At 49.8% G+C, this 24,217-nt stretch carries 19 protein-coding genes and 1 pseudogene; 9 read left to right on the forward strand and 11 right to left on the reverse strand.

Features of this window, described 5'->3' with window-relative positions; all coding sequences use genetic code 11:
* Window positions 1–295 precede the first annotated feature (295 nt).
* Window positions 296–1,162, forward strand: coding sequence for an archaetidylserine decarboxylase (asd, locus tag BCY86_RS03370; RefSeq protein ID WP_172824788.1), 867 nt, complete (start codon window positions 296–298; stop codon window positions 1,160–1,162).
* Here the strand turns inward: asd and topA are convergent.
* Both topA and BCY86_RS10720 read right to left on the reverse strand, forming a co-directional pair.
* On the reverse strand, window positions 1,132–3,543 hold the full coding sequence (topA, locus tag BCY86_RS03375) for a type I DNA topoisomerase (protein WP_075276456.1): 2,412 nt from the start codon (window positions 3,541–3,543) through the stop codon (window positions 1,132–1,134). The two genes, asd and topA, sit on opposite strands and share 31 nt — an antisense overlap.
* Before the next feature lie 125 nt (window positions 3,544–3,668).
* Window positions 3,669–4,235, reverse strand: a pseudogene (locus tag BCY86_RS10720) (DNA-processing protein DprA); the annotation flags it as partial.
* A 154-nt stretch (window positions 4,236–4,389) separates the two neighbouring features.
* Here BCY86_RS10720 and BCY86_RS09670 point away from each other — a divergent pair.
* Window positions 4,390–4,560 carry a hypothetical protein gene (locus BCY86_RS09670; protein ID WP_156865035.1) on the forward strand — a complete coding sequence of 57 codons (171 nt, stop codon included), beginning with the start codon at window positions 4,390–4,392 and terminating at the stop codon, window positions 4,558–4,560.
* Window positions 4,561–4,567: 7 nt separating this feature from the next.
* Here the strand turns inward: BCY86_RS09670 and BCY86_RS03385 are convergent, their stop codons facing one another.
* The 8 genes from BCY86_RS03385 to BCY86_RS03420 all read right to left on the reverse strand — a co-directional run bounded on the left by BCY86_RS03385 (window position 4,568) and on the right by BCY86_RS03420 (window position 14,157).
* Window positions 4,568–5,956, reverse strand: coding sequence for a GYF domain-containing protein (locus BCY86_RS03385; RefSeq protein ID WP_156865036.1), 1,389 nt, complete (start codon window positions 5,954–5,956; stop codon window positions 4,568–4,570).
* A gap of 72 nt (window positions 5,957–6,028) precedes the next feature.
* Entirely contained in the window at window positions 6,029–7,213 is a 1,185-nt protein-coding gene (gene tgt / locus BCY86_RS03390) for a tRNA guanosine(34) transglycosylase Tgt (RefSeq protein WP_075276459.1), read from the reverse strand.
* The gene (queA, locus tag BCY86_RS03395) at window positions 7,207–8,298 is read right to left on the reverse strand and encodes a tRNA preQ1(34) S-adenosylmethionine ribosyltransferase-isomerase QueA (RefSeq protein WP_075276460.1); all 1,092 of its coding nucleotides are present in this window, start codon (window positions 8,296–8,298) and stop codon (window positions 7,207–7,209) included. The genes tgt and queA overlap by 7 nt, the downstream gene beginning before the upstream one ends.
* Window positions 8,299–8,355: 57 nt before the next feature.
* Entirely contained in the window at window positions 8,356–9,762 is a 1,407-nt protein-coding gene (locus BCY86_RS03400; RefSeq protein ID WP_075276461.1) for a sigma-54-dependent transcriptional regulator, read from the reverse strand.
* Between the two features lie 21 nt (window positions 9,763–9,783).
* Complete coding sequence (locus BCY86_RS03405) at window positions 9,784–11,748, reverse strand: TIGR04551 family protein (RefSeq protein WP_083604161.1); 1,965 nt, start codon at window positions 11,746–11,748, stop codon at window positions 9,784–9,786.
* The gene (locus BCY86_RS03410; RefSeq protein ID WP_075276463.1) at window positions 11,742–12,083 is read right to left on the reverse strand and encodes a MerR family transcriptional regulator; all 342 of its coding nucleotides are present in this window, start codon (window positions 12,081–12,083) and stop codon (window positions 11,742–11,744) included. Before BCY86_RS03410 ends, BCY86_RS03405 begins: the two co-directional genes overlap by 7 nt.
* Before the next feature lie 7 nt (window positions 12,084–12,090).
* Window positions 12,091–12,372: an integration host factor subunit alpha gene (locus BCY86_RS03415; protein ID WP_075276464.1), complete on the reverse strand. Its 282-nt coding sequence runs from the start codon at window positions 12,370–12,372 to the stop codon at window positions 12,091–12,093.
* A 192-nt stretch (window positions 12,373–12,564) separates the two neighbouring features.
* A complete protein-coding gene (locus BCY86_RS03420; RefSeq protein WP_075276465.1) occupies window positions 12,565–14,157 on the reverse strand; it encodes a glycosyltransferase in 1,593 nt (530 codons plus the stop codon).
* 160 nt (window positions 14,158–14,317) lie between these two features.
* Between BCY86_RS03420 and polA the strand changes: the two genes are divergently transcribed.
* The 7 genes from polA to BCY86_RS10505 all read left to right on the forward strand — a co-directional run bounded on the left by polA (window position 14,318) and on the right by BCY86_RS10505 (window position 22,504).
* Window positions 14,318–17,035 carry a DNA polymerase I gene (polA, locus tag BCY86_RS03425; protein ID WP_075276466.1) on the forward strand — a complete coding sequence of 906 codons (2,718 nt, stop codon included), beginning with the start codon at window positions 14,318–14,320 and terminating at the stop codon, window positions 17,033–17,035.
* A 55-nt stretch (window positions 17,036–17,090) separates the two neighbouring features.
* Entirely contained in the window at window positions 17,091–18,632 is a 1,542-nt protein-coding gene (malQ, locus tag BCY86_RS03430; protein WP_075276467.1) for a 4-alpha-glucanotransferase, read from the forward strand.
* Window positions 18,614–19,009: a hypothetical protein gene (locus tag BCY86_RS03435; protein WP_075276468.1), complete on the forward strand. Its 396-nt coding sequence runs from the start codon at window positions 18,614–18,616 to the stop codon at window positions 19,007–19,009. Before malQ ends, BCY86_RS03435 begins: the two co-directional genes overlap by 19 nt.
* A 421-nt stretch (window positions 19,010–19,430) precedes the next feature.
* The gene (locus BCY86_RS03440; protein WP_156865037.1) at window positions 19,431–19,838 is read left to right on the forward strand and encodes a hypothetical protein; all 408 of its coding nucleotides are present in this window, start codon (window positions 19,431–19,433) and stop codon (window positions 19,836–19,838) included.
* A gap of 49 nt (window positions 19,839–19,887) precedes the next feature.
* Window positions 19,888–20,043 carry a hypothetical protein gene (locus tag BCY86_RS09675; RefSeq protein WP_156865038.1) on the forward strand — a complete coding sequence of 52 codons (156 nt, stop codon included), beginning with the start codon at window positions 19,888–19,890 and terminating at the stop codon, window positions 20,041–20,043.
* 1,811 nt (window positions 20,044–21,854) lie between these two features.
* Window positions 21,855–22,271 (forward strand): hypothetical protein, encoded by a 417-nt coding sequence (locus BCY86_RS03460; RefSeq protein WP_075276473.1) that lies wholly within the window; start codon window positions 21,855–21,857, stop codon window positions 22,269–22,271.
* 98 nt (window positions 22,272–22,369) lie between these two features.
* The gene (locus BCY86_RS10505; RefSeq protein WP_275935840.1) at window positions 22,370–22,504 is read left to right on the forward strand and encodes a hypothetical protein; all 135 of its coding nucleotides are present in this window, start codon (window positions 22,370–22,372) and stop codon (window positions 22,502–22,504) included.
* Between the two features lie 1,258 nt (window positions 22,505–23,762).
* Here the strand turns inward: BCY86_RS10505 and BCY86_RS10180 are convergent.
* Complete coding sequence (locus BCY86_RS10180) at window positions 23,763–23,921, reverse strand: hypothetical protein (RefSeq protein WP_156865039.1); 159 nt, start codon at window positions 23,919–23,921, stop codon at window positions 23,763–23,765.
* Window positions 23,922–24,217: the final 296 nt, after the last annotated feature.

Below are 24,217 nucleotides of genomic sequence, written 5' to 3' on the forward strand. Positions count from 1 at the left end.
CATGGTGGACTGCGCTCTCTCTCCCGTTGGGGTATGTTTCATGGGGTAGTTCCAATCACGAGAAAGTTAGAAAACAACTCAACTTGATTGGGAGGCGAAAATAGGTGCTGTCCTTCAAATCTGCTCTTTGGTTGTCTATGGATGACGGAGGGGGAAGAGAAAGAGTTGGGGAGTTGTCATCTCCGGGCGAAAAGCCGATACGAATTCTTCTCTCAGAAGAGGAGTTCATTTAAGGTTAAGGATAATATCTGTTTTTAGTTATATGGTTGAATGCACGAAGGGCTCGGTTGGATCCATGAACTCTCTTTTTTCTCGTTTGAGTGTACCGTTTTTGCGGGTGCTGCCTCGTCGAGCGATTACCCGGTTGTTCGGTTGTTTAGCGGATTATCCATGGTCTCCCGCTTTAGGGAAAGCTATCGTCCGGTGGTATGGGCAGGTTTATGGTGTGGATTTGAGCGAATGTGTCCAGCAAGAAGGGTGGTCTTGCTTTGATGCTTTCTTTACTCGAAAACTTCGGCCGGAAGTTCGGCCTGTAGACTTGCATCCCCATGGATTGGTGAGTCCTGCAGATGGGTGCCTTGAATCGATCAGTCGCATTGAAGGGGAAAACACAGTCTTTCAAGTGAAAGGGCAGCCCTATCGGGTGAAAGATTTGATCGGAGATGAACAAGGAGCGAAGCGCTATCGAGGGGGGATAGGATGTGTGATCTATCTTTCTCCTGCTGATTACCATCGGGTCCACGCCCCTGTAAGCGGATGCTTGCGTTCAGTCCATTCACTGTCTGGGGACTACTATCCCGTCAATTCGTGGGGAGTTCGATCAGTCAAGCAACTCTTTGTTCGGAATCGTCGGGTGGTATTTACCCTGGACACGCTTCCAGAATCCCATTTGGGATGCGTGACGCTCATTATGGTAGCTGCAATGATCGTAGGGCGTATTACTATGAGGGCTGTTCACGGGCGCGATGTCCCTTTTGGCCTTCACCGGTTTGATCCCCCTTTGCTTTTTGAAAAAGGAGACGAAATTGGGGTTTTTCATCTCGGGTCTACTGTTGTCCTGCTTGGGGAACAATCCCTTGCGGAAGGGTGGATCGCCAAAGGAGGGCCCATCCGATGGGGTACGCTGCTCGCCTACGATGCTGGTTCTGGTGCTCGCTTATAGCCACAGCTTTTGTGGATGCACATTATGGATGGTTTGGTTTTTGTACCCCCCTGGATGAGGAGAGGAGTTTGGCATTGAGGGCAAGCTTCTGGAATCGGCTTTTGCCAGATCTTAAATGTGCACTTTGTTGTCTCGTGGTTGTACTGCGAGCATCCATAGAAAGTTCTTCCCCCTTTCTTTTTGGGTTTTACCTCGATTAATTTCCCACCGCACTCCGGGCATTGAACCCCTAAGGGAATCGCTCGGGTGCTTTTGCATTGGGGATATCCCGTGCAGGACATAAACTCTCCGAATCGACCAGCCCTAATCATCATCGGTTTTCCGCATTGATCGCAGGCAATATCGTTGTGTTGTGCAAGGGTAGGAGTCATGATCTCATTACCATCGGGGCCTAAATTGCGGGTATGTTTGCACGCTGGATATTGTGAACAGCCCAGAAACCACCCGTTCTTAGCCCATCGCTTGAGCATCTCTCCTTTTCCACAAACCTCACATAGTTTTCCCGTCGGCTGAGGTTCCGGGTTCCAACGCTTCTCTTTTTTCCCTTCTTCGAGCTGCATCCGGAAGCGCTCGTAAAAGCGTTTGAGAAGAGAGGTGCGTTCCAGCGCTCCGGATTCGATCGCATCCAACTCTTCTTCCATATGTGATGTAAAGCTCGGATCCATAAAGTCCAGCTTGCTTCGGATCAGTCCATCGACAACAAACTTTCCCAGCGCTTTTGGTTGGAATCGACCCCCTTCTATCTTTTCCACGTAATCTCTCGCCTGCACTTTGCTGATGATTTCGGCATAGGTGCTTGGGCGTCCGATCCCCCGCTCTTCCAGTTCTCGGACGAGAGACGCTTCTGTATAGCGTGGTGGTGGTTGGGTAAATTTCTGTTCGGTTAGCACTCCTGGGGGGGTGATCAGCGTTAAAGCCTCCCTTTCCTTAAGAGGAGGGAGGGGGGTGTTGCTATTATTCTCTGAAGAGGATTGAAGTTCCAGAGGATCTTTTTTCTCTTCCTCCTGCATTTCTTCTTCTCCAGCCAATTTAGGATCTACCGGTTCCTTTTCCCCCTGTCTATAAATCTCAAGCCAACCAGCGAATTTTAAGATTCGGCCAGTCGCTCGCAGTCCGTACTGATCCCCCCCTTTTTGGGGAGGGATTGCTGTAATTTCTACTGTCGTCTGATGGTCACTCGCTTCCTTCATCTGGCTTGCGAGGAATCGATCCCAAATCAATTTGTACAGCTTATACTGCTCTTCCTTTAAATACTTTCGAATGGCTTCTGGAGGGAATTCGAGAGAAGTGGGGCGGATCGCTTCATGGGCATCTTGTACCCCTTTTTTGGTTTTAAAAAGAGGAGGGGTAGGGGGGATAAAGGGAGGGCCGTAGTGTTGTACGATCCAGGTTCGCGCCTCTTCGATAGCTTCGGGAGCAATGCGGGTAGAATCTGTACGCATGTATGTGATGAGTCCTGTCGTTCCGGCTTTTGGATCCAATTCAATCCCTTCGTAGAGCGCTTGGGCAATCTGCATTGTGCGCTTGGCTGCAAATCCAAGCCGATTAACAGCATCTTGCTGCAGTTTGCTCGTTGTGTACGGGGGAGGTGGACGGCGCTTGCGTTCGCTTTTGGTTACTTTAGAGACCTGGTACGAAGCCTTTTCGAGAGCATCCCGTACGGTGAGTGCTGTTTCCTCTTTAGAAACCGAGAAACGTTCTCCATTTTTAGTGTGGAGGCGTGCAATAAAGACAAAAGGCTTTTGAGGAGAGGTCTCTCCTTTTTTAGGAGGGGTATCTATCTCTTGAGGGGCGAGCGCTGCTGCACAATTCCAGTACTCAACTGGTACAAACGAATCAATCTCACGCTCTCGATCTACAATAAGGCGGAGGGTAACGCTCTGTACCCGACCTGCAGAAAGTCCAAAAGCGAGTTTGGACCATACAAGTGAAGAGACATCATATCCTACGATGCGGTCTACGATGCGTCGCGCTCGCTGTGCTTCATAGAGGTGCTTGTTGAGGGCGCGCGGGTGATTGACCCCTTGATTAATCCCTTTTTGGGTGACCTCATGAAACTCAACCCGCTTAGGTTTATTTTTTAAGGAGCGCAGCTCTTCTGCGATATGCCACGCAATCGCTTCTCCTTCTCGATCAGGGTCAGTCGCTAAGAGGACCAATTGCGCTTTTTTGGCGGCTGCTTTTAACTCATCAATAAATTTCTCTTTCCCTTTGATCAGCTCATAGGTTTCTTGAAAGTTGTTTTCAATGTCGATCCCCATCTTCTTGGGAAGGTCTTTAATATGACCTTTTGAAGCGATCACTTCGAATTGTGAGCCTAAGTATCGTTTGATGGTTTTTGCTTTCGTGGGGGATTCCACCACAATGAGTGTTTTTTGCATTCTGGGAATGTCCTTTAGGCAAAGCGCGCAGGATAAAAAGAAAAGGAAAGAAGAGCGGTTGTCTTACATGATGGAGGGGTTGATCACTTCGATGTGAGTTGGACAGATTAGCGGGATAATGAATGTTATGGCATATCGATGGAAAAGCGAAAAAATCCTTTAGGTTCCTCTAGTACTACGTACTCCAATGTCAACGTCAAGAGTATGCTAGCGACCACACTTGTGGGAAATCCAGATTGAACTATCATTTCATCTTTTTGTTGAGATGCATGGTGGGTAACACTGATGAGTTTTGCCTCTTTTGGCGACCAAGAGCGGTGAGTGGATCGGTGGAGAGAAGAGGATGGCAAGCGATTTGCCTGCTCCCTTTGGAAGTTTGGAAGGGCAGTGTGCTCGCTGGGTTGGGCAAGGAGAGGAGAGGAACAGAGGGCCGTTGAGAAACTTTTGATAGAGAGAAGAAGGCACGCAGCAAATTTCGTGAGAAGGGGTTTGTCATCCTTATAAAGCCTATTTCGAGGTATTGAGAGCGCCGGAGGGGTACCTGCTTGGAGCACAAGAACGACCTGTGTAAGAGCTGCTAAAATCCGGTTTCGATAGAAGAAATGAGACCGATATACCGAACTCTGGGGTAGATAAGCGAATACAGCGGCTCCTCCGTGCTCTACAATCTCTTGAAAGAGCGATTGGTGTTCTCGAGGGTAGGCACGTCAAGTCCTGCCGGGTGAAGCCACCCAGGTGAGCCCTTTTACTGCGAGCGCTCCGCGGTGGGTGGCTACATGAATTCAACACGCCCCTCCCGAAATGACGATCGCTCCCCCTTGAACCGATTGGCCTGCGAGATGCTATGTGAAAACTTCTGACTCATTTGTTGTGTTGCGGGTTCCTACGATCGCGACTCTCCATTGGGGAGAGAAGGCCCCTCGATACTATAAGCAGGGGGAGGTGGATGGAAGTCCAAAAGGGGGGGATATGCCTGTGTTTGTAGTTGTTGAATTGGGAGCAAGGTTGGTTGGGTAAGGAGGGATTACTGGCGCGCAAAGCTGAAAGGAATATCGACTGTAGTCGTTTCACCAGAAGCTGGGAACTTCCACGACCGAACCGATTTTGTGATACACTGAGCAACTACTGAGTTGTCTCCTGTCGCTGTAGTTTGTTGTACCTGTCCTCTCGGTCCGATAACTACTTTAATCACAATTTTGGCACTCGGAAGATCGCTTCCCAATCGCTCCCAACAGTTGCGTCGAATGGATAGTTTGTGAGCAGCGACAATCTCATTGAGCTGATCGGTGGTAAGGGGACCTGAGAATTGATGCGTGAGCGGGCCGCTGGAATTGGAGGCCGTGACACCTAACGATCCTGAGCCCTTGAAAAGATCGGAAGAGGTAGACGGCGAAGGTGGTGCTCTCCCCTGTTTCTCTTTCGTGTTTCGTGTGTGAACAGGATGAGATTCTTCTTTTACTCGCGTCTTGGTAGGGGATGAAACAAGGGGAGGAGGGGGGATCTGATCGAGTAGGTTTGAAGAGGGGGAGGAAAGGGGGTGGGTTGATGCCTTGGGGGCAACAGGAGGGGAAGAGAAAGAAGGAGGTGTGGAGATGGGTGCATTCCCTTTGGTTTCTTTTTGGCTAAAAAGGAATTGGGTGGCTGTGACGCCGAAAGCCCCTGCAAACACAACGAGAGCGATTCCAAGCCAGGAAGAGAACGCCATCCCCTTTTTGCGGATAGGGATTAAGGAAGAGGGAGGAGACGTTTCTTGGACAGAGAAAGGGGGGGGAGATGTAGAGATGGGTACTGCTGGTTGCTGGGCAGATACATTTCTGATGGACTGGGACTTGGGGGAAGAGAACCGTGAAGTCGCCTCTTGCTGCAGAGAGGGGTTGGCTCTCCGTTGTAGTTTGGCCAAGAGAGGTGAGAGCTCTTGAATGGAGTGGAGAGGAAGCCATTGTTCTTGTCCTTCACGCCACACAAGGGAATCCGCATGGACGAGAGAAAGCGCTGCTTTTGTTTGCAGCTCGGATAGAGTCAGCGGTCCTACGGAAGCCCCTTTGATGACAGTATACCACTGTTTTAGTTTGGAGGAAGAGGATGGGGCAACAGGGTGAGAGGGGGATTGATGGGGTGGTCTAGGGGTGGGATGAGGAGCAGAGAAGAAGGGTGAACGCACGGATGTTTGCTTTTTCGGAATTCTAACTGTGGGGGGAGCGATGCGAGATCCAACCAGAGGCGCAACGGGATTACGGACTGATGTGGTATTCACTTGTGCTGCTCGAGGCGGTTGCCCTCGTTTGGGTAAAGAAGGGGAGGTGGGTTCGAAATTCGGCTTTTTGGTGGGAAAAACTGTTGTTCTATCCCCAGCGCGAGGTTCTTTGACTACCATTAGCTGCTCATTTGGAGAATCGATACGGATATTAGGCAAGTCTTTCTATTCAATGACTGACAATGATAAATAATGCAACAAGAAATCGGGAGGAAAAAATCATGAATTCTATCATTGTGCATCGTGTTCAAGGCGATTTTTCCACTCTTGTTTAAAAGGAAGATAACGTTTTAAAGAGATCGCCTGTCTAGCTTCTGCCATGAGCTGTGCGTAGAAATGCAAGTTGTGCAAGGACAAAAGGCGCAAGACGAGAATTTCACGACTTAGGTAGAGGTGTCTCAGATAAGCGCGTGAAAATCCGGATCGGCAGGCTGGACATGCGCAGCGTGGGTCGAGAGGAGATGGATCTTGCTTGAAGCGTTTTTGTTTAATGGAAAGTTTTCCAGAGTGCGTGAAGACTTGTCCGTTTCGCGCGTTGCGTGTGGGGAGAACACAGTCGAACATATCCATTCCATGTTCAATCGCTTCGAGGAGATCCAGCGGGGTGCCTACCCCCATAAGGTAACGGGGTCTCTCGGCATCGAGGATCGGTGCGATCTGGGCGAGGGTTTCAACCATTTGTTCCATCGTTTCTCCGACAGAGAATCCACCGAGTGCTAGCCCATCAAAGCCTGGATCTAGAGCGGCCAGTTCTTCGGCATGTTGCTGGCGTAAGTCGGCAAAGCAACCCCCTTGCACGATTCCGAAGAGAGCTTGCCTTGGGGAGCGCGGAGTCGCTATCGCTCGCTTAGCCCATGCTGTGGTTTGGAGAACCGCTTGTTCTACCACGGGGCGTGGTGCATTTCCTGAGGGGCAGAGATCAAGAGGCATTTGGATATCACTTCCTAACGCTCCTTGAATGCGAACGGCCTCTTCGGGGGAAAGATGGTGAAGCGATCCATCGAGATGGGAGCGAAAGGTAACTCCTTCTTCTGTGATCTTAACTAGGGGTTGAGCAGACTTGCATGTATTTCTCAATCGGGATGAGCGTTGTTCCCCAAGTGAGAAAACTTGAAAACCTCCAGAATCGGTGAGGATGGCTGAAGGCCATTGCATAAAGTGATGGAGTCCACCCAGTTGTTGGATTAGCTGAGGTCCTGGACGGAGACTTAAGTGGTAGGTGTTTCCTAGGATAATCTGAGCGCCTGTTGCAAAGACTTCTTCGGGAGTTAATGTTTTAATGCTTCCCTGCGTTCCGACCGGCATGAAAGTGGGAAGATGAATGGGGCCGTGAGGGGTGATGAGGATACTTCGCCTTGCGTGGCCATCGGTGGCAAGTACGTGAAATGCAAATCCATCTGTAAAGGGGGCTACCATGACGAAGCAGAACGGCTAAGCAGCATAGCGTCTCCATAGGAATAAAAGCGATAACGTTGAGTGACCGCTTCACGATAAGCGGCGAGCACTCTTTCTTTTCCACCAAAAGCACATACTAACGCGAGAAGTGTAGAACGCGGGAGGTGAAAATTAGTGAAAAGCATATCAGCCATTCGAAAACGGTAGCCCGGTTGAATTAGCAACCTGGTTTCCTGCTCGATCGGTGAAGTACACTTCTCTCCAAGGATCGTGCTTGCAGCACTTTCAAGTGCTCGTACAACAGTTGTTCCGATTGCAACAATAGGGTTTTTCTCTTGTTTTGCCCGCAGGAGGGAGGTGATGGTATCGAGAGGAATATGAAGTCGTTCGGCATGCATGGGATGTTGATTGAAGTCATCCGCGGTTACAGGTTGAAAAGTGCCTAGTCCTATGTGAAGCGACAAGGACATTAGAGTGCATCCATGCGCGTGGAGTTGCTGGACGAGTGCAGGCGTAAAATGTAGCCCTGCAGTCGGTGCAGCCACTGCCCCCTCTGATTTGGCGAAGATCGTTTGATAATCGATTGGATCGTTGGGATGCAAAGGGCGCTTGATATAAGGGGGCAAGGGGGTTTTCCCATACGCTTGGATCGCCTGGGTTACAGTCATCTTCCCTTGGCTTTGTATCTTGATTTCGAGGACCCCTCCTGCCTCTTTTCTCTCGACAATGATCAGAAGATCTGGACTAATCTCGACATGCGTTCCGGCCTGAATCGGATTGGATGCTTTGCCGATCGCTTGCCACTTTTCTTCTTGGGGGCCTCTGAGCGCGAAGTCGTTTTTTTCAGTAGGGTGGAGGAGCAAGATCTCAACGGCCCCTCCCGTTTGCTTTTTTCTACCGTGGAGCCGCGCTGGTATGACGCGGGTGTCATTTGTGATCACGAGTGACCCTTGCGGGATGAAACGGGTCAGATCTCTGATCACACTGTGAACGAAAGGGCCACGAGCCGGAGGGATATACAGTAATCTCCCTTTTTCGCGCTCTGGGAGAGGGGTTTGAGCGATCAGATCTTCAGAGAGGTCGTAGTGGAAATCGCTTACGTGCATGGGCTAGTTCATATCTTCACAGGGGTGGAGAGCGGTCGTTTCGAGTGGAGAGCAAACCTAGGTGGATCGATTTTCGAAGACAATTCCTAACCGATTCATCTTGCGCCATAAGGTGGTGGAGGAAATAGAAAGCAATTCTGCTGCGCGTTCTCGATTCCCCTCGCTTTCTCGAAGCGCTTGTTCGATCGCTATTCGCTCGGCTTTATCCACAATATCGGTGAGTGCTTGGTGAAAGTGGGGGTGATGGGAGGAAGAAGAGGGAGAAGGCAACTGAGGAATTCTCGAAGATGTGCTTGATGGAAGTAGGAGATCATCAGCGGTGATCACCCCTTCTTGCACGACAGCTACAGCCTGTTCAACCATGTGTTCAAGTTCTCGAACATTGCCTGGGAAATCGTATTCTTGAAGCGCTGTGATCGCGTCTTGGTCAATCCAGGTTTTCCCTTCTGTTTGTTGGTTGTATTTATCTAGAAAAAGATTGAGTAAATCGGGTATATCTTCTTTTCGCTCTCGAAGGGGGGGCAATCGGAAGCGGACTACATTAAGGCGGTAATAGAGATCTTGGCGGAATTGCTTCGTCGCGATCGCCTTGGATAAATCTTGATTGGTTGCTGCGATGATCCGCACATCGACTTGAATCGGTTTATTTTCCCCGATCCGGCGGATCTCTTTTTCTTGAATCGCGCGTAGCAGTTTCGCCTGCAGGGGGAGCGGTGTTTCTGCAATTTCGTCGAAGAAAAAGGTGCCCCCTTCCGCCTCTTCAAAAAGCCCCTTTCGTGTCGTAATTGCTCCTGTAAATGCCCCTCGCGCATGGCCGAACAACTCACTGTCCAGCAGGGTCTCTGAGATGGTAGCGCAGTTGATCGAAATGAAGGGACGGTTGGCTCGGCGGGATTGAGCGTGTAACGCCTTCGCTACTAACTCTTTACCAGTTCCGCTTTCACCTGTGATCAATACTGTCGCGTCCGTCGGTGCAATGCGTGCGACGCGCGCCAACACACCGCGGATGGCAAGAGAACGGCCTACAATATCTTTGTTTTTAAAGCATTCTTGCGCTTTGTCTTTCCACCAAGGGTTTGGGTGGGCGCGCTGCCTGCTTTCGAGCGCTTGACCCACTTTTTTGAGAAGTTCTTGTTCTGTAAACGGTTTTTGAATGTAATCAAATGCCCCTAGCCGCATCGCTTCCACCGCATTTTCGATATTGCCGTATGCAGTCATCAACATGACAGCAGTAGAAGGTTGCGCTTGCTTGACAGACTGCAGGATCTGAAGTCCATCCATCAACCCATCCTTAGAACCCATGCGCAGATCTGTTAAAATGAGATCGAACTTACCTGTTTTCCCTAACTCTGAAGCTTTTTCTCCATCTTGTGCCTCTTCTACTTCATAACCAGCAGCCTTAAGCATTAAGCTCATGGTCATGCGCATATTTTTTTGATCGTCAACAATAAGTATCTTTGGCATCTGATAAGGTTAGCCCCTTCATTAGTATACAACTCCTAAGAAAAGACGCAAAGTGTAAGCATTGGAGGTGTCCCAGTTCGAGAGATTAGAGGTTTGCTCCAAGGGCAAATAGCCAAGCCCTCCTAATGGAAAGAATAATCCTGCTTGCAGAAGCCCGTAAAACCCTCCTATTTTGTTGGGATCATCATTAAGAGAACCATCTTTTGATTGATAGTAAAACTGAAAATCTAATTCTGCACCTAAATCTCTTTTGTGTCCTGGAGTTTGTACAAATTCACTGGCTCGGCTCCATATAAAGGCAGCCCCTCCACCGAGCTTTTGACCATCTGGGTGGCGCATGAAATCATAATCAATACTTGGGCGGAAGTAATAAGCCCCTTCGATTCGGGAAAGGATCCTGCGGAAAAAAATTAAATCCACTCGGTAGTCGGGGTGGAAGCGGAATGTGGAGAGAGGTCCTCGACCATCGTTCAGAGGACCTTGCCATCCACTTGAACTTGGATTGAGCGTACGGGCCCACGGATCTCCGCTTGCCCATCCAAATCCAAAGTTAAGGCGTAATTTTTCTTCCATAGCACGGAACTCAGTCTGGGTGGCTAGACCCCACTGACGGATTTTGACTGGATTATTGCGATCTTCAAGATCGGGTGTTTTTTCTACGCTCCCCCATAGGGTTGTGAATTCTGCTTCGAAGCGGAGCTTCTGCCACAGAAGTTGAAGCCAGACGTCAGGGTTGAGCCAATAGGCGCCGACGCGTTCGAGTCCATTGTTTGGGCTTGAAGGGCCTGGGGGAATAATGGGATAGGATAGAAATTGGTTCCGATAGAGAAACATCAGACCGGCATTGGTGACGAGTTTTCCTTTAGCGAGGGCGAGTCGTTGGAGCTCAGGCCCTTGCTTTTTAGCAATGAAAAAGGAGGTTTGGTTGACGTTGTCCAATCTCGACGTGTCGTAAGGGATCCCCCCATACACATCGTAAGGGCTGCCGTAAATTGCACCAGCATCCATGAAATCCCAGGAAAGACCTCCATAAAGGTCGAGCGGCTTGATTGCGCTTATGAACTGAATGCGGTCATAGGTCGTTTGCCAATCTGAATCGACCCCATCGCCTGCATTGTAGATCATCCCGAGGCCCCAATGAAAGGGCATGCGTCCGAAGCGCAATTGCCCGATCGGGCTCACGTACTCTGCCCACATGCGCTTAACATCAATCGAGCTGCGGGAAAGAGGGGGTCCTTGTGTACTCACTTGCCACGTTTGGGAGGCGTAAGGATTGACTCTCTGTTGCTCTTGGGGGGACAATCTCGCGCGTGAAATTCTTGTGTCTGGAGTGGAGCCTAAGACGAGATTATCCAATGCATCGATCTGAGAGAGGATGCGTAGGTTGTCGGAGATATGGAGTTCCGGATTGATACGGAAACGCATATTGGCCCCCCACTGGACTGGAGTATGGCAAGAGGCATTGTCCGGATCGCAGAGAGCCACTGCTCGCTCATTCCCTGACGTTTGCTCGTATGAATTGTCTAAGGGCTGTGGCCATAAATTGGGATTGTTAGGGTCTCCGGGACTATCGTGACGCCCTAGAGAGAAGTTATTGAGGTACTCTGTTCTTACTCGAAAATAACCGTGAAATTCAAAGATAGGTCTGGCGTTCCCCCACCAATCTTCACTGAAGATGTCAAACGGATTGGTTTCAAGCTTTTCGAAACCTTTTGGCTCTTTCCCTTGTGCGCGCAGTTTCTCTTTATCTTGATTAGGATCGATCTGGAGATCCATCGTTTGCTTCTTCGAGGGGAGTGGGGTGGATGAGTGAGTAGAATCCCTCTGGAAATCGCCAGAGGGAAGGGTAAGGGAAGGTTGAGTTCCAGAAGAGGGGGGTTCCTCCGCATATAGCTTGTCTGTCCGTCCGAGGATAGCCATGGTCAGAAAGGGAAAGAGGGATTGTAAAGAAGGGTGAAAACCAGACATATCCCTGTCCTTTAGCATGGGGGGGAAAATTTCTCCTCGAGTTCTTCTAGGAATTGTTGAATTTCTTCTTGGATACGAAGAAGCGATCCTTCCATTTCTTTAGGTATAAGAGCTCCCTCTCTCTCTTCTCCTTGCTCGTGTGCTTGCAGGTACTTTTTGGCTCCTGCAATCGTGAATCCTTCAACGTGAAGCAAGCGGTGGATACGCTGTATCTCCTTGACTTTTTCGGGAGAATAAATGCGCTGTCCACTTGTGTTTTTGGAAGGGCGGAGGTGTGGGAATTCACGTTCCCAATAACGGATAACGTGGGTTTTGATCCCCAGCAGTTGTGCCACTTGTCCAATGCGATCCATGCTGCAGTTAAGGTTCGTTCAGGAACGATTTTAAAAGTGGACTGGGTTTGAAGAGAACCACCCACCGCTCACTGATCCAGAGTAAATTTCCTGTCTGAGGCTCACGCCCTTTTCTCCTTTTTTTATGCCGGACGATAAAGTTTCCAAACCCTCGAATCTTGACCGTCTCTCCTTGAATTAACATCTCTTTGATCAAGTTGAAAGTAAGATCGACAAGCGCACTGTATTGTTGTTTGGACAAGCCACCTAGACGTGAATGAATTGTGTGAACGATAGCAGCTTTTGTCATGAGCCCCTTCTTTATTAAGAGCAATCAATGAGAGTAGGGCTTACGCAGGGGGACGTGCAGTGCACATTCCCATTTTTTGAACCTCTCTCCGGATAGAAACGACTGCCGATGTGGAACAGCAGATGAAACTCTCTAGTGCATGCAATAGAATCATTTAATAAAAACGGATTGAAGTATAAAGCAAAGCTGGTTTTAAATGGCAAGCTTTTGACTAGATCCCGTTGGGTTAGCTGTTTGTAGAGAATTGGCTAAGGGGACTTGAGATGAAGCAGTTGGGTGGAGCATTGGATTTTGTGGAAGATAGGAAGAGCGTCGACTCATTTGTTCTCCTACGATGGAACAGGTGACGTAGCCGTATCCACATGCAAAGAGGAGTGCAAAAGGAGTTGCAAACCAATGTTTGGTTTCAAGAGAAGCAAAGGTGCTCCCTACGGAGAAAAGACACAGAAAGGCCTCTAAAAAGGGAAATTCTGTTCGGCTTTGATATCGGCTTGAGCGTCCTCCCTTTTTGGGGGTTCGGACAAATTCTCCCGCTTGTGCCTGAAATCCCTTGAGAACCCCTTGAGATAAATGAGGAGCTAACCCTGCTCCGATTGCTAATAAGGCAGGTAATAGCCGCACCGCATCGCTAGCGCTTCTCCCTTGGGCTGTCTGTGCCAGCATGTAGAAACCCATCAGCGATCCGGTGGTGCCCACACAAAGGGGAAGATCGATCAGCAACATCATGGTGACGTTAGTTGCGGGCATCAGGATAAGCGCTGGGAGAAGCAGAAGGCTTAGGATCATCATCAGAGGATAGGCGAAGTGAGGGGTGAGATGGAAGAAAGCCTCCACTTTTTGAGAGCGCGTGAGATCAGAGTTCATAACGCGTTTAAGAAGTTTGCGCGCAGTCTGGACTGTTCCTTTGGCCCATCGGTACTGTTGAGCGCGGAATGTCGATAACTCTTCGGGGAGTTCAGCAGGTGTTACAATATCTGCGCGATAAATAAACTTCCACCCTGCAAGTTGGGCGCGATAGCTGAGATCGAGATCTTCCGTGAGTGTATCGTGTTGCCATCCCCCGCTGTTTTCGATCGCTTCTTTTCGCCAAATTCCTCCTGTGCCCGAGAAGTTGAACAGCCAGTTGGCCCCTACTCTCGCTCGATTTTCCACGAGGTGATGCCCATCGAGCATTAACGCTTCGACTCTGGTTAAGAGTGAAAAATCTCGGTTCAAATGGCCCCAGCGCGCTTGCACCATCCCTACCTTCGGATCTTGGAAGTGAGGGATCAGCACCCTGCAGAAAGAGGGATCGGGGAGGAAATCCGCGTCGAAAATAGCGATCAGTTCCCCTTTAGCGATGTGAAGCCCTGCTTCTAGTGCCCCGGCTTTGTATCCAATTCGGTTGGTTCGATGGAGGTAGATTGTGTTAAACCCTTGCTTGCGCATCTCCTTTAGTTGCTCTGACACGAGGAACCTGGTTTCGTCGGTCGAGTCATCGAGGACCTGAATTTCTAGTCGTTCCAGAGGGTATTCGAGTCGGGCTATGTATTCCAGCAGTCGCGTTGCCACAGTCGCCTCATTGTAAAGAGGGAGCTGCACGGTCAGCATAGGGCATTTGTGGATGTCTTTCAGTTCGTTTAGTGTCAAAGGGGAGACAGCTGTTTTGAGCTTATCGAGCTCTTTGCGGTGTTGCATGCAAGTGAAAACAAGATAGGAGCGATGAAAGCCATAACAAGCAAGTAGAAGGAGGACGGTAAAGTACATGGCGCATAGAATGAAATACATGGTCAGATGCTTGAGCACTCTCGTTAAATACTTGTGTCATTAAAATGTAATTTCTTGTATGAGAATGTCATTCTGTTTGACTTTCGGTTTTGAGATATTAAGCGTCCATCTGTTCGATCGATGGAGGATATTTCCTTTGATTTTCATTCCTGTTTAGATCAGATAGACTGCATTAAAAATGCTTTCTTCTCTCCTTCCTCCTCCGAACACCGAAGACGTACTCTATGTCCTCGATTTCTCAGGATATATATTCCGTGCATACCACGCTGTCGCCCCTCTCTGCTCTTCTCAGGGAGAGCCGACCCATGCGGTTTTCGGTGCGATTTCAATGTTACAAAAGCTCCTTTCGGATCGGTTGCCTCACCGCATTGCAGTGGTCATGGATTCTAAGAGTCCTACGTTTCGCCACGATCTAGATCCTCGCTATAAAGCCCATCGTCCCCCTCCTCCTCCGGGTCTATCGCGTCAAATGCAGCGGTGTGAGGAGATCGCTCGCGCTTATCATCTTTCTGTATTTCAAGAGGATGGTTGGGAGGCAGATGATCTGATCGCTTCGCTTGTGCGAAGAGCGGTGGCAGCAGGGTGGCAAGTTGTGATTGTGAGCTCGGATAAGGATCTTTTGCAGCTGCTTGAAGACCAAGGCTGTCGTGTGTTGATGTGGGACTCGATGAGAGATCGTGTCTTTGGTCCCGATGAAGTAAGACAAAAATATGGAGTTCCGCCGAGCCAGCTGCGCGAACTGTTTTCGCTGATTGGGGATGCTTCCGATCATATCCCCGGTGTCCGCGGAATCGGTCCCAAAGCGGCTGTTGATCTGATCGGGCGGTATCGCTCTGTCGATAACCTATATGCCCATCTCGCTTCGGTAGAGCCATCTCGCTTGCGCATGCTCCTTGAGCGTTCCGCGTCGGATGTTCAACTCTCTTATCGATTGATCACGCTGCAGGATGTTGCGATCGATTGGAATCCTGCTCGCCTTGTGTGGCGCCCTGGAGAAGGTGATGCAGAAACGCTGCGTCGGATTTTTAAAGAGTTGGATTTTCATCAGTGGCTCAAACGGAGGGAGCTGTCTTCATCTGCTGTTACGGACTTGAATGCCGGGCCTTACTGTATGTTCGAATTAGATGCAGTGCGCGCGCTCGTGGAGGAAGCGCGTTTGCTTGGTGCGATCAGCTTCGATCTCTTCACGACCGATCGAAATGACCCCACGCGAGCTTCTTTGGTTGGGCTTTCGCTTGCTGTTCGTCCAGAGGCAGGAGGGTATGTCCCACTTGCGCACCGCTATTTAGGAGTTCCTGATCAACTCTCTTGGTTGTCTGTGAAACAGCTCCTTCAGCCTCTTTTTGAAGATCCTCGGATCGTCAAAGTGGGGCATGACCTCAAGTATGATCTTTTGGTCCTCTCCGAACTCGGGGTGGAAGTTCATGGTCATCTCTTTGACACGATGGTGGCTAGTCATCTGCTTAATCCAGGTACGATTCACTCGATTGAACATCTAAGACAACAAGAGCTGGGGATACCGATGTCGACCTACGAGGAGATTACGCGGAAACAGCGCGGGGCTCAGATGATGTTCGAAGAGGTCTCCTGTGAGGACGCATCGCGCTACGCGTCGACTGCGGTGCAGACGTGTATAGCGCTGTTTGAGAGGTGGAAAGTCCGTTTAGAGGAACAGGGACTCTTTACCCTGTTTGAAGAAGTGGAGATGCCGCTCCTGCGTGTGCTCACTCAAATGGAGCGGACTGGGGTGCTTGTCGATCCGAACATTCTGGTGCAGCTAGGCAAAACAGTAGAAGCTTTAATTCAGCAGCTACAATCGCGGGCAAAGGCATTAGCAGGGCGGGAGTTTGCTATCCGTTCTCGCGATCAGCTCGAAACCATTTTGTTCGACGAGCTCCAATTGCCTGTTATCAAACGCACCCCTAAGAAAGGGAGGTCGACCGATGCACAAGTCCTTGAGGAACTCGCCAATCACCATGAATTGCCGCGAGTTATCCTCGAATACCGAGAACTCGATAAGCTGAAATCCACCTATATTGATGCTTTGCCCAAATCAATTCACCATGTAACGCATCGGATTCATACGCATTTCAATCAGGCTGCGACCATCACAGGGCGACTTGTTTCGTACGATCCAAACCTACAGAATGTGCCGATTCGAACGGCCCTTGGAAAACAGATTCGCTCGGCGTTTATTGCCCCGGAGGGGTTTTGTCTGGTGAGTGGCGACTATTCTCAGATCGAATTGAGAGTACTGGCTCATTTGTCTGAAGATGAGGAGTTGATCGCTGCATTTCGATCCGGTCAAGATGTCCATATCCATACGGCTACGCTTCTTTTTGAAGTGGCGCCAGAACAAGTCACACCGGAAATGCGTCGTCGCGCCAAGGCGATTAATTTTGGGGTCATCTATGGGATGGGGGAAGCAGCCTTAGCGAAGAGCATCGGGATTGAACGAGAGGAGGCAGCTCGTTTTATCGCTTCCTATTTCGAGCGGCATCAGGGGGTGGCTCAATTTATGAAAGAGGTAGTTGAACAAGCGTATCGCGGAGAACCGATTCGCACCCTATTGGGGAGAACGCGTCATTTCCCTGCTCTCCGATCTGCTCATCAGGGGCTTCGCGCAGAAGCGGAACGGATGGTCAAAAATGCTCCGATTCAAGGAGGGGCAGCAGATATTTTGAAACTCGCCATGATTCAGCTCGGAAAGCCTTCGGCCGTGCCAGGGGGACGGCTGGTCCTCACGGTTCATGATGAGCTTGTCTTTGAAGTAGAAGTGGATCGGCTGGCGGAGGCCAAGAAGAAAGTGCGGGAGGTGATGGAATCCGCTTATTCCCTGCGTGTTCCTCTTGTTGTGGATATTGGAAGTGGGGCTAATTGGGCCCAGGCGCATTAAGAGGGATGGGACGGTTTCTGTTTTTATCGAGGGCTTATCATACATGAGGAGATCCATGGTGTTAGAAAGAAAAAGCGGTGTGCTTCTTCCTCTCTTTTCAATCAGGACACGTCGGGATTGGGGGATCGGGGAGATCCTCGATCTACCGGTAGCTGCTCGCTGGCTTCAATCGGCGGGTCAACGTTTCTTGCAGATTTTACCTCCGCATGCGCTCTCCATGGAGGAGACCAGCCCGTACAACAGTCGGACGGCGTTTGGGATCGATCCGACTTATCTTTCCATCGAAGCAATCGAAGATCTCACCCCTTTACGTCTTGAGCAGGTATTGGGGCAGGCAGGGCAACAGGAACGCCAGCGTCTTCGTGCTTGTAAGCAGGTCGATTACCGGGGGGTGAGAACCCTCAAACAGACTGCTCTGCAAGCAGCTTTTGCTAATTTTTATCAACATCATTGGCAGCCCCAAACCCCTCGAGCGCGTGAGTTTCAAGAATTCATGGAACGTGAGCGCGATTGGCTTGAAGATTTTGTTCTCTATATTGTTCTGAAGGAACGGTATCCGGGGTGCTCGTGGACTACTTGGCCCCTTCCTGTGCGCAATCGCACCCCTGGTGCGCTTTCTGCGCTGCAGCCATCAGAATCCCTCAAAAAGCTCTTTCTTGCCTACCTTCAGTGGATTGCTTGGACACAGTGGGAACAGGCAAGGAATGAATTAAAAACAATGGCGTTTGAGTTGGTAGGGGATGTTTCCTTTGGGGTGAATCGGGAAAGTGCGGATGTGTGGGCGCGCGCTCCCTTGTTTCGCTTGGATTTGTCCTTGGGGGTTCCTCCTGATGACTATTTTAAGAAAGATCAGGACTGGGGTCTTCCCCCCTATCGTTGGAGTGCTATGGAAGAGGAGGGGTTTGCCTGGCTGCAGGCCCGTATTCGACATGCGAGACGGTTGTACGATCTCTTTCGCCTCGATCATCTGATCGGTTACTTTCGCATGTATATGCGCCTTCCAGAAGGGCTTGGTATCTTTGAGCCTGCTGACGAAGCAGTACAACGCACGCGAGGAGAAGCGATACTTCGGGTCGTTCTAGAGGCTGCAGAGGGAACTCGTGTGATAGGGGAAGATTTGGGGCTGGTCCTCCCTTTTATGCGCGAGGTGACTGAGAAGCTTCAGATCACTGGCTATAGGGTCCTTTGTTGGGAACGGCAAGAGGGGGGACAACTCCGTTTGCCTTCAACCTTCCCCGAAAACAGTGTGGCCACTTGGAGCACACATGACACCCCTCCCATTACTCAGTGGTGGCACGAGTTCTCTCCTGAGGAACGGCGAGAATTTGCGCATCACGCTGGTTTCCCCGTTGAGGCAAATGAAAAAGAGCGCACGCTTCCCCTCTTAAATTGGCTTTTGAAAAGCCGTTCTTCGTTAGCCCTGCTTCAAGTACAGGAGCTGCTCGGTGAATCGATTCGGATCAACACCCCAGCTACAGTGGGGGATCATAATTGGGTCTACCGTCTCCCTGAACCGATTGAAGATTTGGTGCAGAATCCTCAAGTCATGCAGCGATGCGCTAGCATAAAGGAATTCGTGTGGAAAAGCGGTCGATAGCCAAGGAATTACCCTATCCGTTGGATGCTACTTACGATGGAAGTGGGGTTCATTTCGCTCTCTTTGCGAAACATGCGATTTCTGTTGAAGTCTGCTTGTTTGACGCATCGGATCGTGATACCCGCATCCCTCTTTCTGAACGTACTCATTTTGTATGGCATGGCTATGTGCCAGGGGTTGACTCTAGTCAGCGCTATGGATACCGCGTCCATGGCTTTTATGAACCTGCTCGAGGACATCGCTTTGATCTGTCTAAACTGATTATGGATCCTTATGCCAGGGCCTTCGACAGGAAAGTTCAGCTTTGCAGTTGGTTCGAAGGGGTTTACTCCAATCCGTTTGGAGGAGAGGGGGAGTGGGGGTCAGCCCTTGGATAACGTCCAGTTTGTGTCACGTTGCCTTTTTGTGGAAGCAACGTTTGATTGGGGATAGGATCAGTCGCCTGCCATTCCATGGGAAAAGACTGTCCTCTATGAAGCTTATCTTAAGGGGGTCACCTAACTGAATGAGTATATACCCCCCCATCGTTGAGAGGGACCTATGCTGGCTTTACCTCGGATAGTGCCATCGCATATTTAAAATCGCTTGGGATTGCAGCTGTCGAACTGCTTCCCATTCATGAAGCGATGGATGCACCTGGGCTCTGGGCGAGAGGGTAAGTGAATTATTGGGGATACAATGCTCTCGGCTACTTAGCCCCTGATAAGCGATTTAGAAGGATCGAACAGGATCCAGTGCGCGCTTTCAAGAATATGGTTCGGTGTCTGTATCGGGCTGGAATCGAAGTGATCCTGGACGTTGTGTACAAACCATACGTGTGAAGGGGATGGGAGTGGGCTTACCCTTTTCATGAGGGGGATCGATAACCTGACCTGTTACCGACTTCACCCCGAGAACTTTGAGTCCTATGTGGATTATTCAGGGTGTGTGAATAGTCTTAACATGAACCACCCTCAAACGCTCAAACTGATTATGGATAGCTTACGGTATTGGGCCAATGAAATGCACGTGAACGATTTCCGTTTTGACCTAGCATCTGCTCTAGGACGTGAGCAAAATGTGATGGATCGACATAGTGCATTTTTTGATATTTTCCATCAAGATCCTGTTCTGTCTACAGTGAAACTGCTTGCAGAGTCTTGGGATCTCGGAGAGGAGAGATACCAAATTGGCAATTTCCCGATCCTGTCTGTGGTCCGAGTGTAATGAGCGCTTCCACGATACGGCGTGTCGGTTCTGGAAAGAGGAGAGGGGGATGCTCGTTGAGCTCGGGTGTTGGTTGACAGGTTCAACCGCTCCATTGTACAAGAACGGTCATGCTGCTGCTAGCATTAATTTCGTGACAGCGCATGATGATTTCACCTTGCACGATCCGATTGCCTATGAAGTGAAACGCGATCGAGCGAATTAGGAGAGGAATCGGGACGGGATGGATTGTAACGACAGCTGGAACTGAAATGTAGAGGGGGAGCTGGAGGCAGGGCGATCCAGGCATTGCGTGTCGAGCACATGAAAAATCTGCTAGCCACTTTGTTTCTATCGAGAAGGGTGACGATGCTCCGGAGTGGAGATGAAATCGGTCAAACTCAATTCGGCAACAACAATCCGTATTGCCAAGATAATGAAATCACGTGGCTAAAGTGGAATTCTCAATGAACAAGAAGAGGAATTCTTCCGATTTACGAATGAATGTGTTCACTGCTTCCGGCGTCTCTACACTCCTGTACGGGAAACAATTCCTAACAGGGAAACTGCGGGAAGGGGAACCTTTAAAGACATCATCTGGTTTAATAGCCAGGGGGATGAAATGAATCTTTTGGATTGGACGGAGCCAACAAAAGCGTTTCTTGCATTTTGCCTGACAGGTCATTCCGGTGCGAAGATACTCATTGTATTCAATGCCATCTTTTAGTACACTCCAGCACCTTGTTCCCAGTGCAGGAGGATGCAGTGCGTGGAGGATTGAAGATACCTCTATGCAACACAGATGGCGTGAAAGCCCTTGTCTGTTTCAAGAGAAGGTCAACATCGAAGAGCACTTTTTGCTTGTCTTCGAGAATATACCCTTAGTGAGAACCGAAGGATAGCGTGCTCTCTACCGGAGCCTTTTCTTTTTCCTTGACAACACCAAAGAGCCGTCCGAGATTTCATGAATTCACCTTACTTAAAGCCTAATTAAGGGGGTTGTTTCTTGAGGCTCGGCCTAAAAGGAACAGCCAGGAAGGGGTCCTTATTCTTATTAAGATATCTAACCGCTGGTGTATCACGATGCCTTGTGTAACGAGTTGGCTAGGATGCAACGGAAGGGGTGTGGGGTCCAGCATACAGCGCTCAAGAGGCAGTTGTTGCCTTGCAAAGTGCCCTAACGCAAGTCGACCTTTCTTTTGCTCGCAGTCCATACCCCTTAGATAGGGAGGGGTAGCAGCTCTGGATCTGACGGATATCAACGCCGATGACCCGATGATGTTTTTTCTGAGGTCTGGGACAGAAAGTCTGCTAGAGCTGACGCTCGTCCGTGACTTGGGCACGGACGAGGGAATCAAGGTTCTCAAGAAGCGTGACCTAACATGTCATCACTTTGGGTAATTTAGGGGCAGAGAAGCTGTGGTGTACTTCGGAGGGGATCGGCTCTCTGCTCGCCGCATGGCCCGACCTCACTTCCCTCCCCCTTCAGGGCGATGGATTCAATGACGGAATTGTCATTATATTCTCCACTCTTGCACCGAGCTTATCGCTCTCCATCTCGCAGGGAAAAAACTTGATAAGCTAAACAAGCAAGATTACAAGGGTGAGCACACCCGCGTGAGGGATCGCTTTCCCAATCTTGTGACTTTCACGATAGGAGGAGAAGACAAGAACGACCCATGCGAGCGTGGGAGAAAAGAGATTGCATCTAGGCAAGCAGCTGTCACCTTCACCAAATGCTATGAGCTTACTCCGTAAGACTTTACGCAAATGGTTGAGCACAAAGTGCAGGCAGTCACCCTCTGGGACACCAACGCACCGACGAGATGCTTGAGATCCTAATTCTCTGCGGAGATCACTTTACTAATTGATCTTATTACTCAGCTACCATTTTGGAAACACCTCGAGCACATCTCCTTCGGCAACCCTTCGCTGGACAATGGCTTCACTGATAAAGCGCTCTTGCTCGCTGTAGAACGATGGCCTTCGGTCATTTCTCTTGGTCTTTTAGGGATTTAATTCCAAGGAGAGACGCTCTTGTTTGCTGTTCAAGCATGGCCTAGGGTGCGTTCGCTTTATTTAGAAAGAACGCGGATAACGGATCAGGCTTTTGTCTTCACCTACGGATGGTCTTCCCTTACCACGCTAAGCTTTCTGAATAATCTGTTTCTGGCGGATAAGATCTTATCGTTAGAGCTGAGGGAAGTGTGGCTTGGATTGAGATATTTTTTCTGGGGGGTACTTTTATGGATGTGTTGTTTTCGTCGATATCGACTTCGATGGAGTGACAAGAGGTTGTTGTCAGTGGAAGAAGGAGTATGGCCTAAGCTAGAACATGTGCATTTGAGGAGGGAGCAACGGACGCAGGACGTGATAATTCAGGCGGTGAAGTGGTGGAGGGATTTGCATGGGGTGGGGGTAGATGATCCAAAGATGGGGGTAGATGAGGAATGAGGAGAATGAAGCGAGTAAGGAGTTTGAGAGGGTGAGGAGAAGATGTTTTTGTGCATAGATTGTGTTTTGTCTGGTGTAGGTTGGAGGAGGTGGGCATCATGGGGTGTAGTGTCCATGAGCCTTCTTCTGGTCCTTTGGATGAGGAGGCAGGAGAGGAGGGGTCTTCGCTGCAGGAGGGGGGTGAAGGGAAGGAAAAGGGATTACTGCTGAGTGTGGGTGAAGAAAGTGGTTAAGAGAGAGGATCATTCTCTTTCCCTCCAGGGATTACGTATGGGGATGTCTGTGAGGGAAGTTATCCGGTAGGGACAGAGTTAAGGCTTACAGCCCGAGCGGGAAAGAGGTTCTCTTGGATGTTTTTTTGTGGATTGCTCTGGTGACCAGCGCTTGGCCTGCTCAACTTGTCGATATACCGGATGGCCAGTTCCTATGTATGAGTACACTAATCAGTGGAGATGTGCGCGGATACGCATCCATCCGACCACAGAAGTGCTCACTGAAGTTCCAGTATATCCTTATCGCATCAGTGTGGGTTCTCTTACCACATGGACCACCTTGGGCAGTTCCTCTACGTCGACTATGGTGTTGAACCGAATGGCACCATTGCCTATCAGATAGGTCCGACCACAGGGGGATTGATCCCAGTCCCAGGAACTCAAGTTGCAGAAATGCCCTATTCCCTGTTGGTTGTGCACCCTACAGGGAAGTGGGTCGTAGTGCCGATAAAAGCATTACATCCCTGCTGGGCTACCGAGTGGGATCTAGCGAGTGGAGTTGTCACCCCTGTGTCAGGCTCTCCGCTCTCGCTCATGGGGAAATACGGAATAAAAGAGAATTTAGCAGTGTGCATGCACCCCACAATACGATTCCTTTATGTCACACGCACGAAGAGTAACAAGGTGTCAAGCTGACGCATTGACCTTGAAACAGGAACAATGACCCCTGCCCGAGGCGCTATCTATAGTGTCTATCTCGAACCGAGCTATCCATAATAGACCCTTTTGGCCGTGTTCTCTATGTCAATTGCTGGAAGAGTCACGACATGTGGGGATTTTGGATTGACCAAACAACGGGAAAGCTGGCACCGGTGGCAGGCTTTCCTTTCAAGGCGAGGGGAATAGGGGATATATTCATCGACCCTTGGGGGCAATTCCTCTACAGAACTGATCAGGATGCCTATAGAGATCCCCCTCCCTATGTTCCACTCATTTGTGTGGGGAAGGCACATGGGCTTCGGATAAGCCAAGCACGGGAGAGCTCACTCCTGTGCCAGGAAGTCCTTTTCCAGCAGAAAAGGGGACGCTCGTGGAGATGCTTCTGACCCTGGACCTCCGACCGAGTCAATGGAAGAGCATTGAATATGCGTTTTTACCAAGTTGCATGAAGGCGAGAGAGTTCTTCCTTGCCGTCAAGGAAACGTGCCTCGACCCCCTTCAGGGACAGCGAAAAGAATCGAGGCACGAGGAAAGCAAATGCTATGCAACCGTGTGAAACTTATGGGATGCTGTGGCAGGTGGAGGGGTGTTCTTTTTCCTGCTCTTGTGTTGAGGGCTTCCCTGTACATTTGAGGATATCTTTAATCTTGTGGGCAAACGCCTTGCGGTCCATCGGATCCAATTGATTGAGGATCCAGGTGGTAAGCGCAACTCCCACGCCGATACCGAGCCCAAAATCGCTTAATTTAGAGGAAAAGCGCCCACATCTGCATTTGCATTGGCAGCACGAACAAGCATAAGGTTTGCAGCCGTTTTTGTGATGGAACCAAGGGTTTCGATGGGAAAAGGGGCATCCTTTATGACTCAAAGTGTGGAGGAGAGTCTTGAGGCAGCGAATAAAAATCAGATGAACCATGTCACAACTCCTTACTGATTGGAATCCATTCATGTCTATTCATGAAGGAAGAAAGCTTATTATGAACCAGAAAAAAAGATAGACAAGAGAGAGCGAAG

The organism is Pajaroellobacter abortibovis, from assembly GCF_001931505.1.
Classification (GTDB): domain Bacteria; phylum Myxococcota_A; class Polyangia; order Polyangiales; family Polyangiaceae; genus Pajaroellobacter; species Pajaroellobacter abortibovis.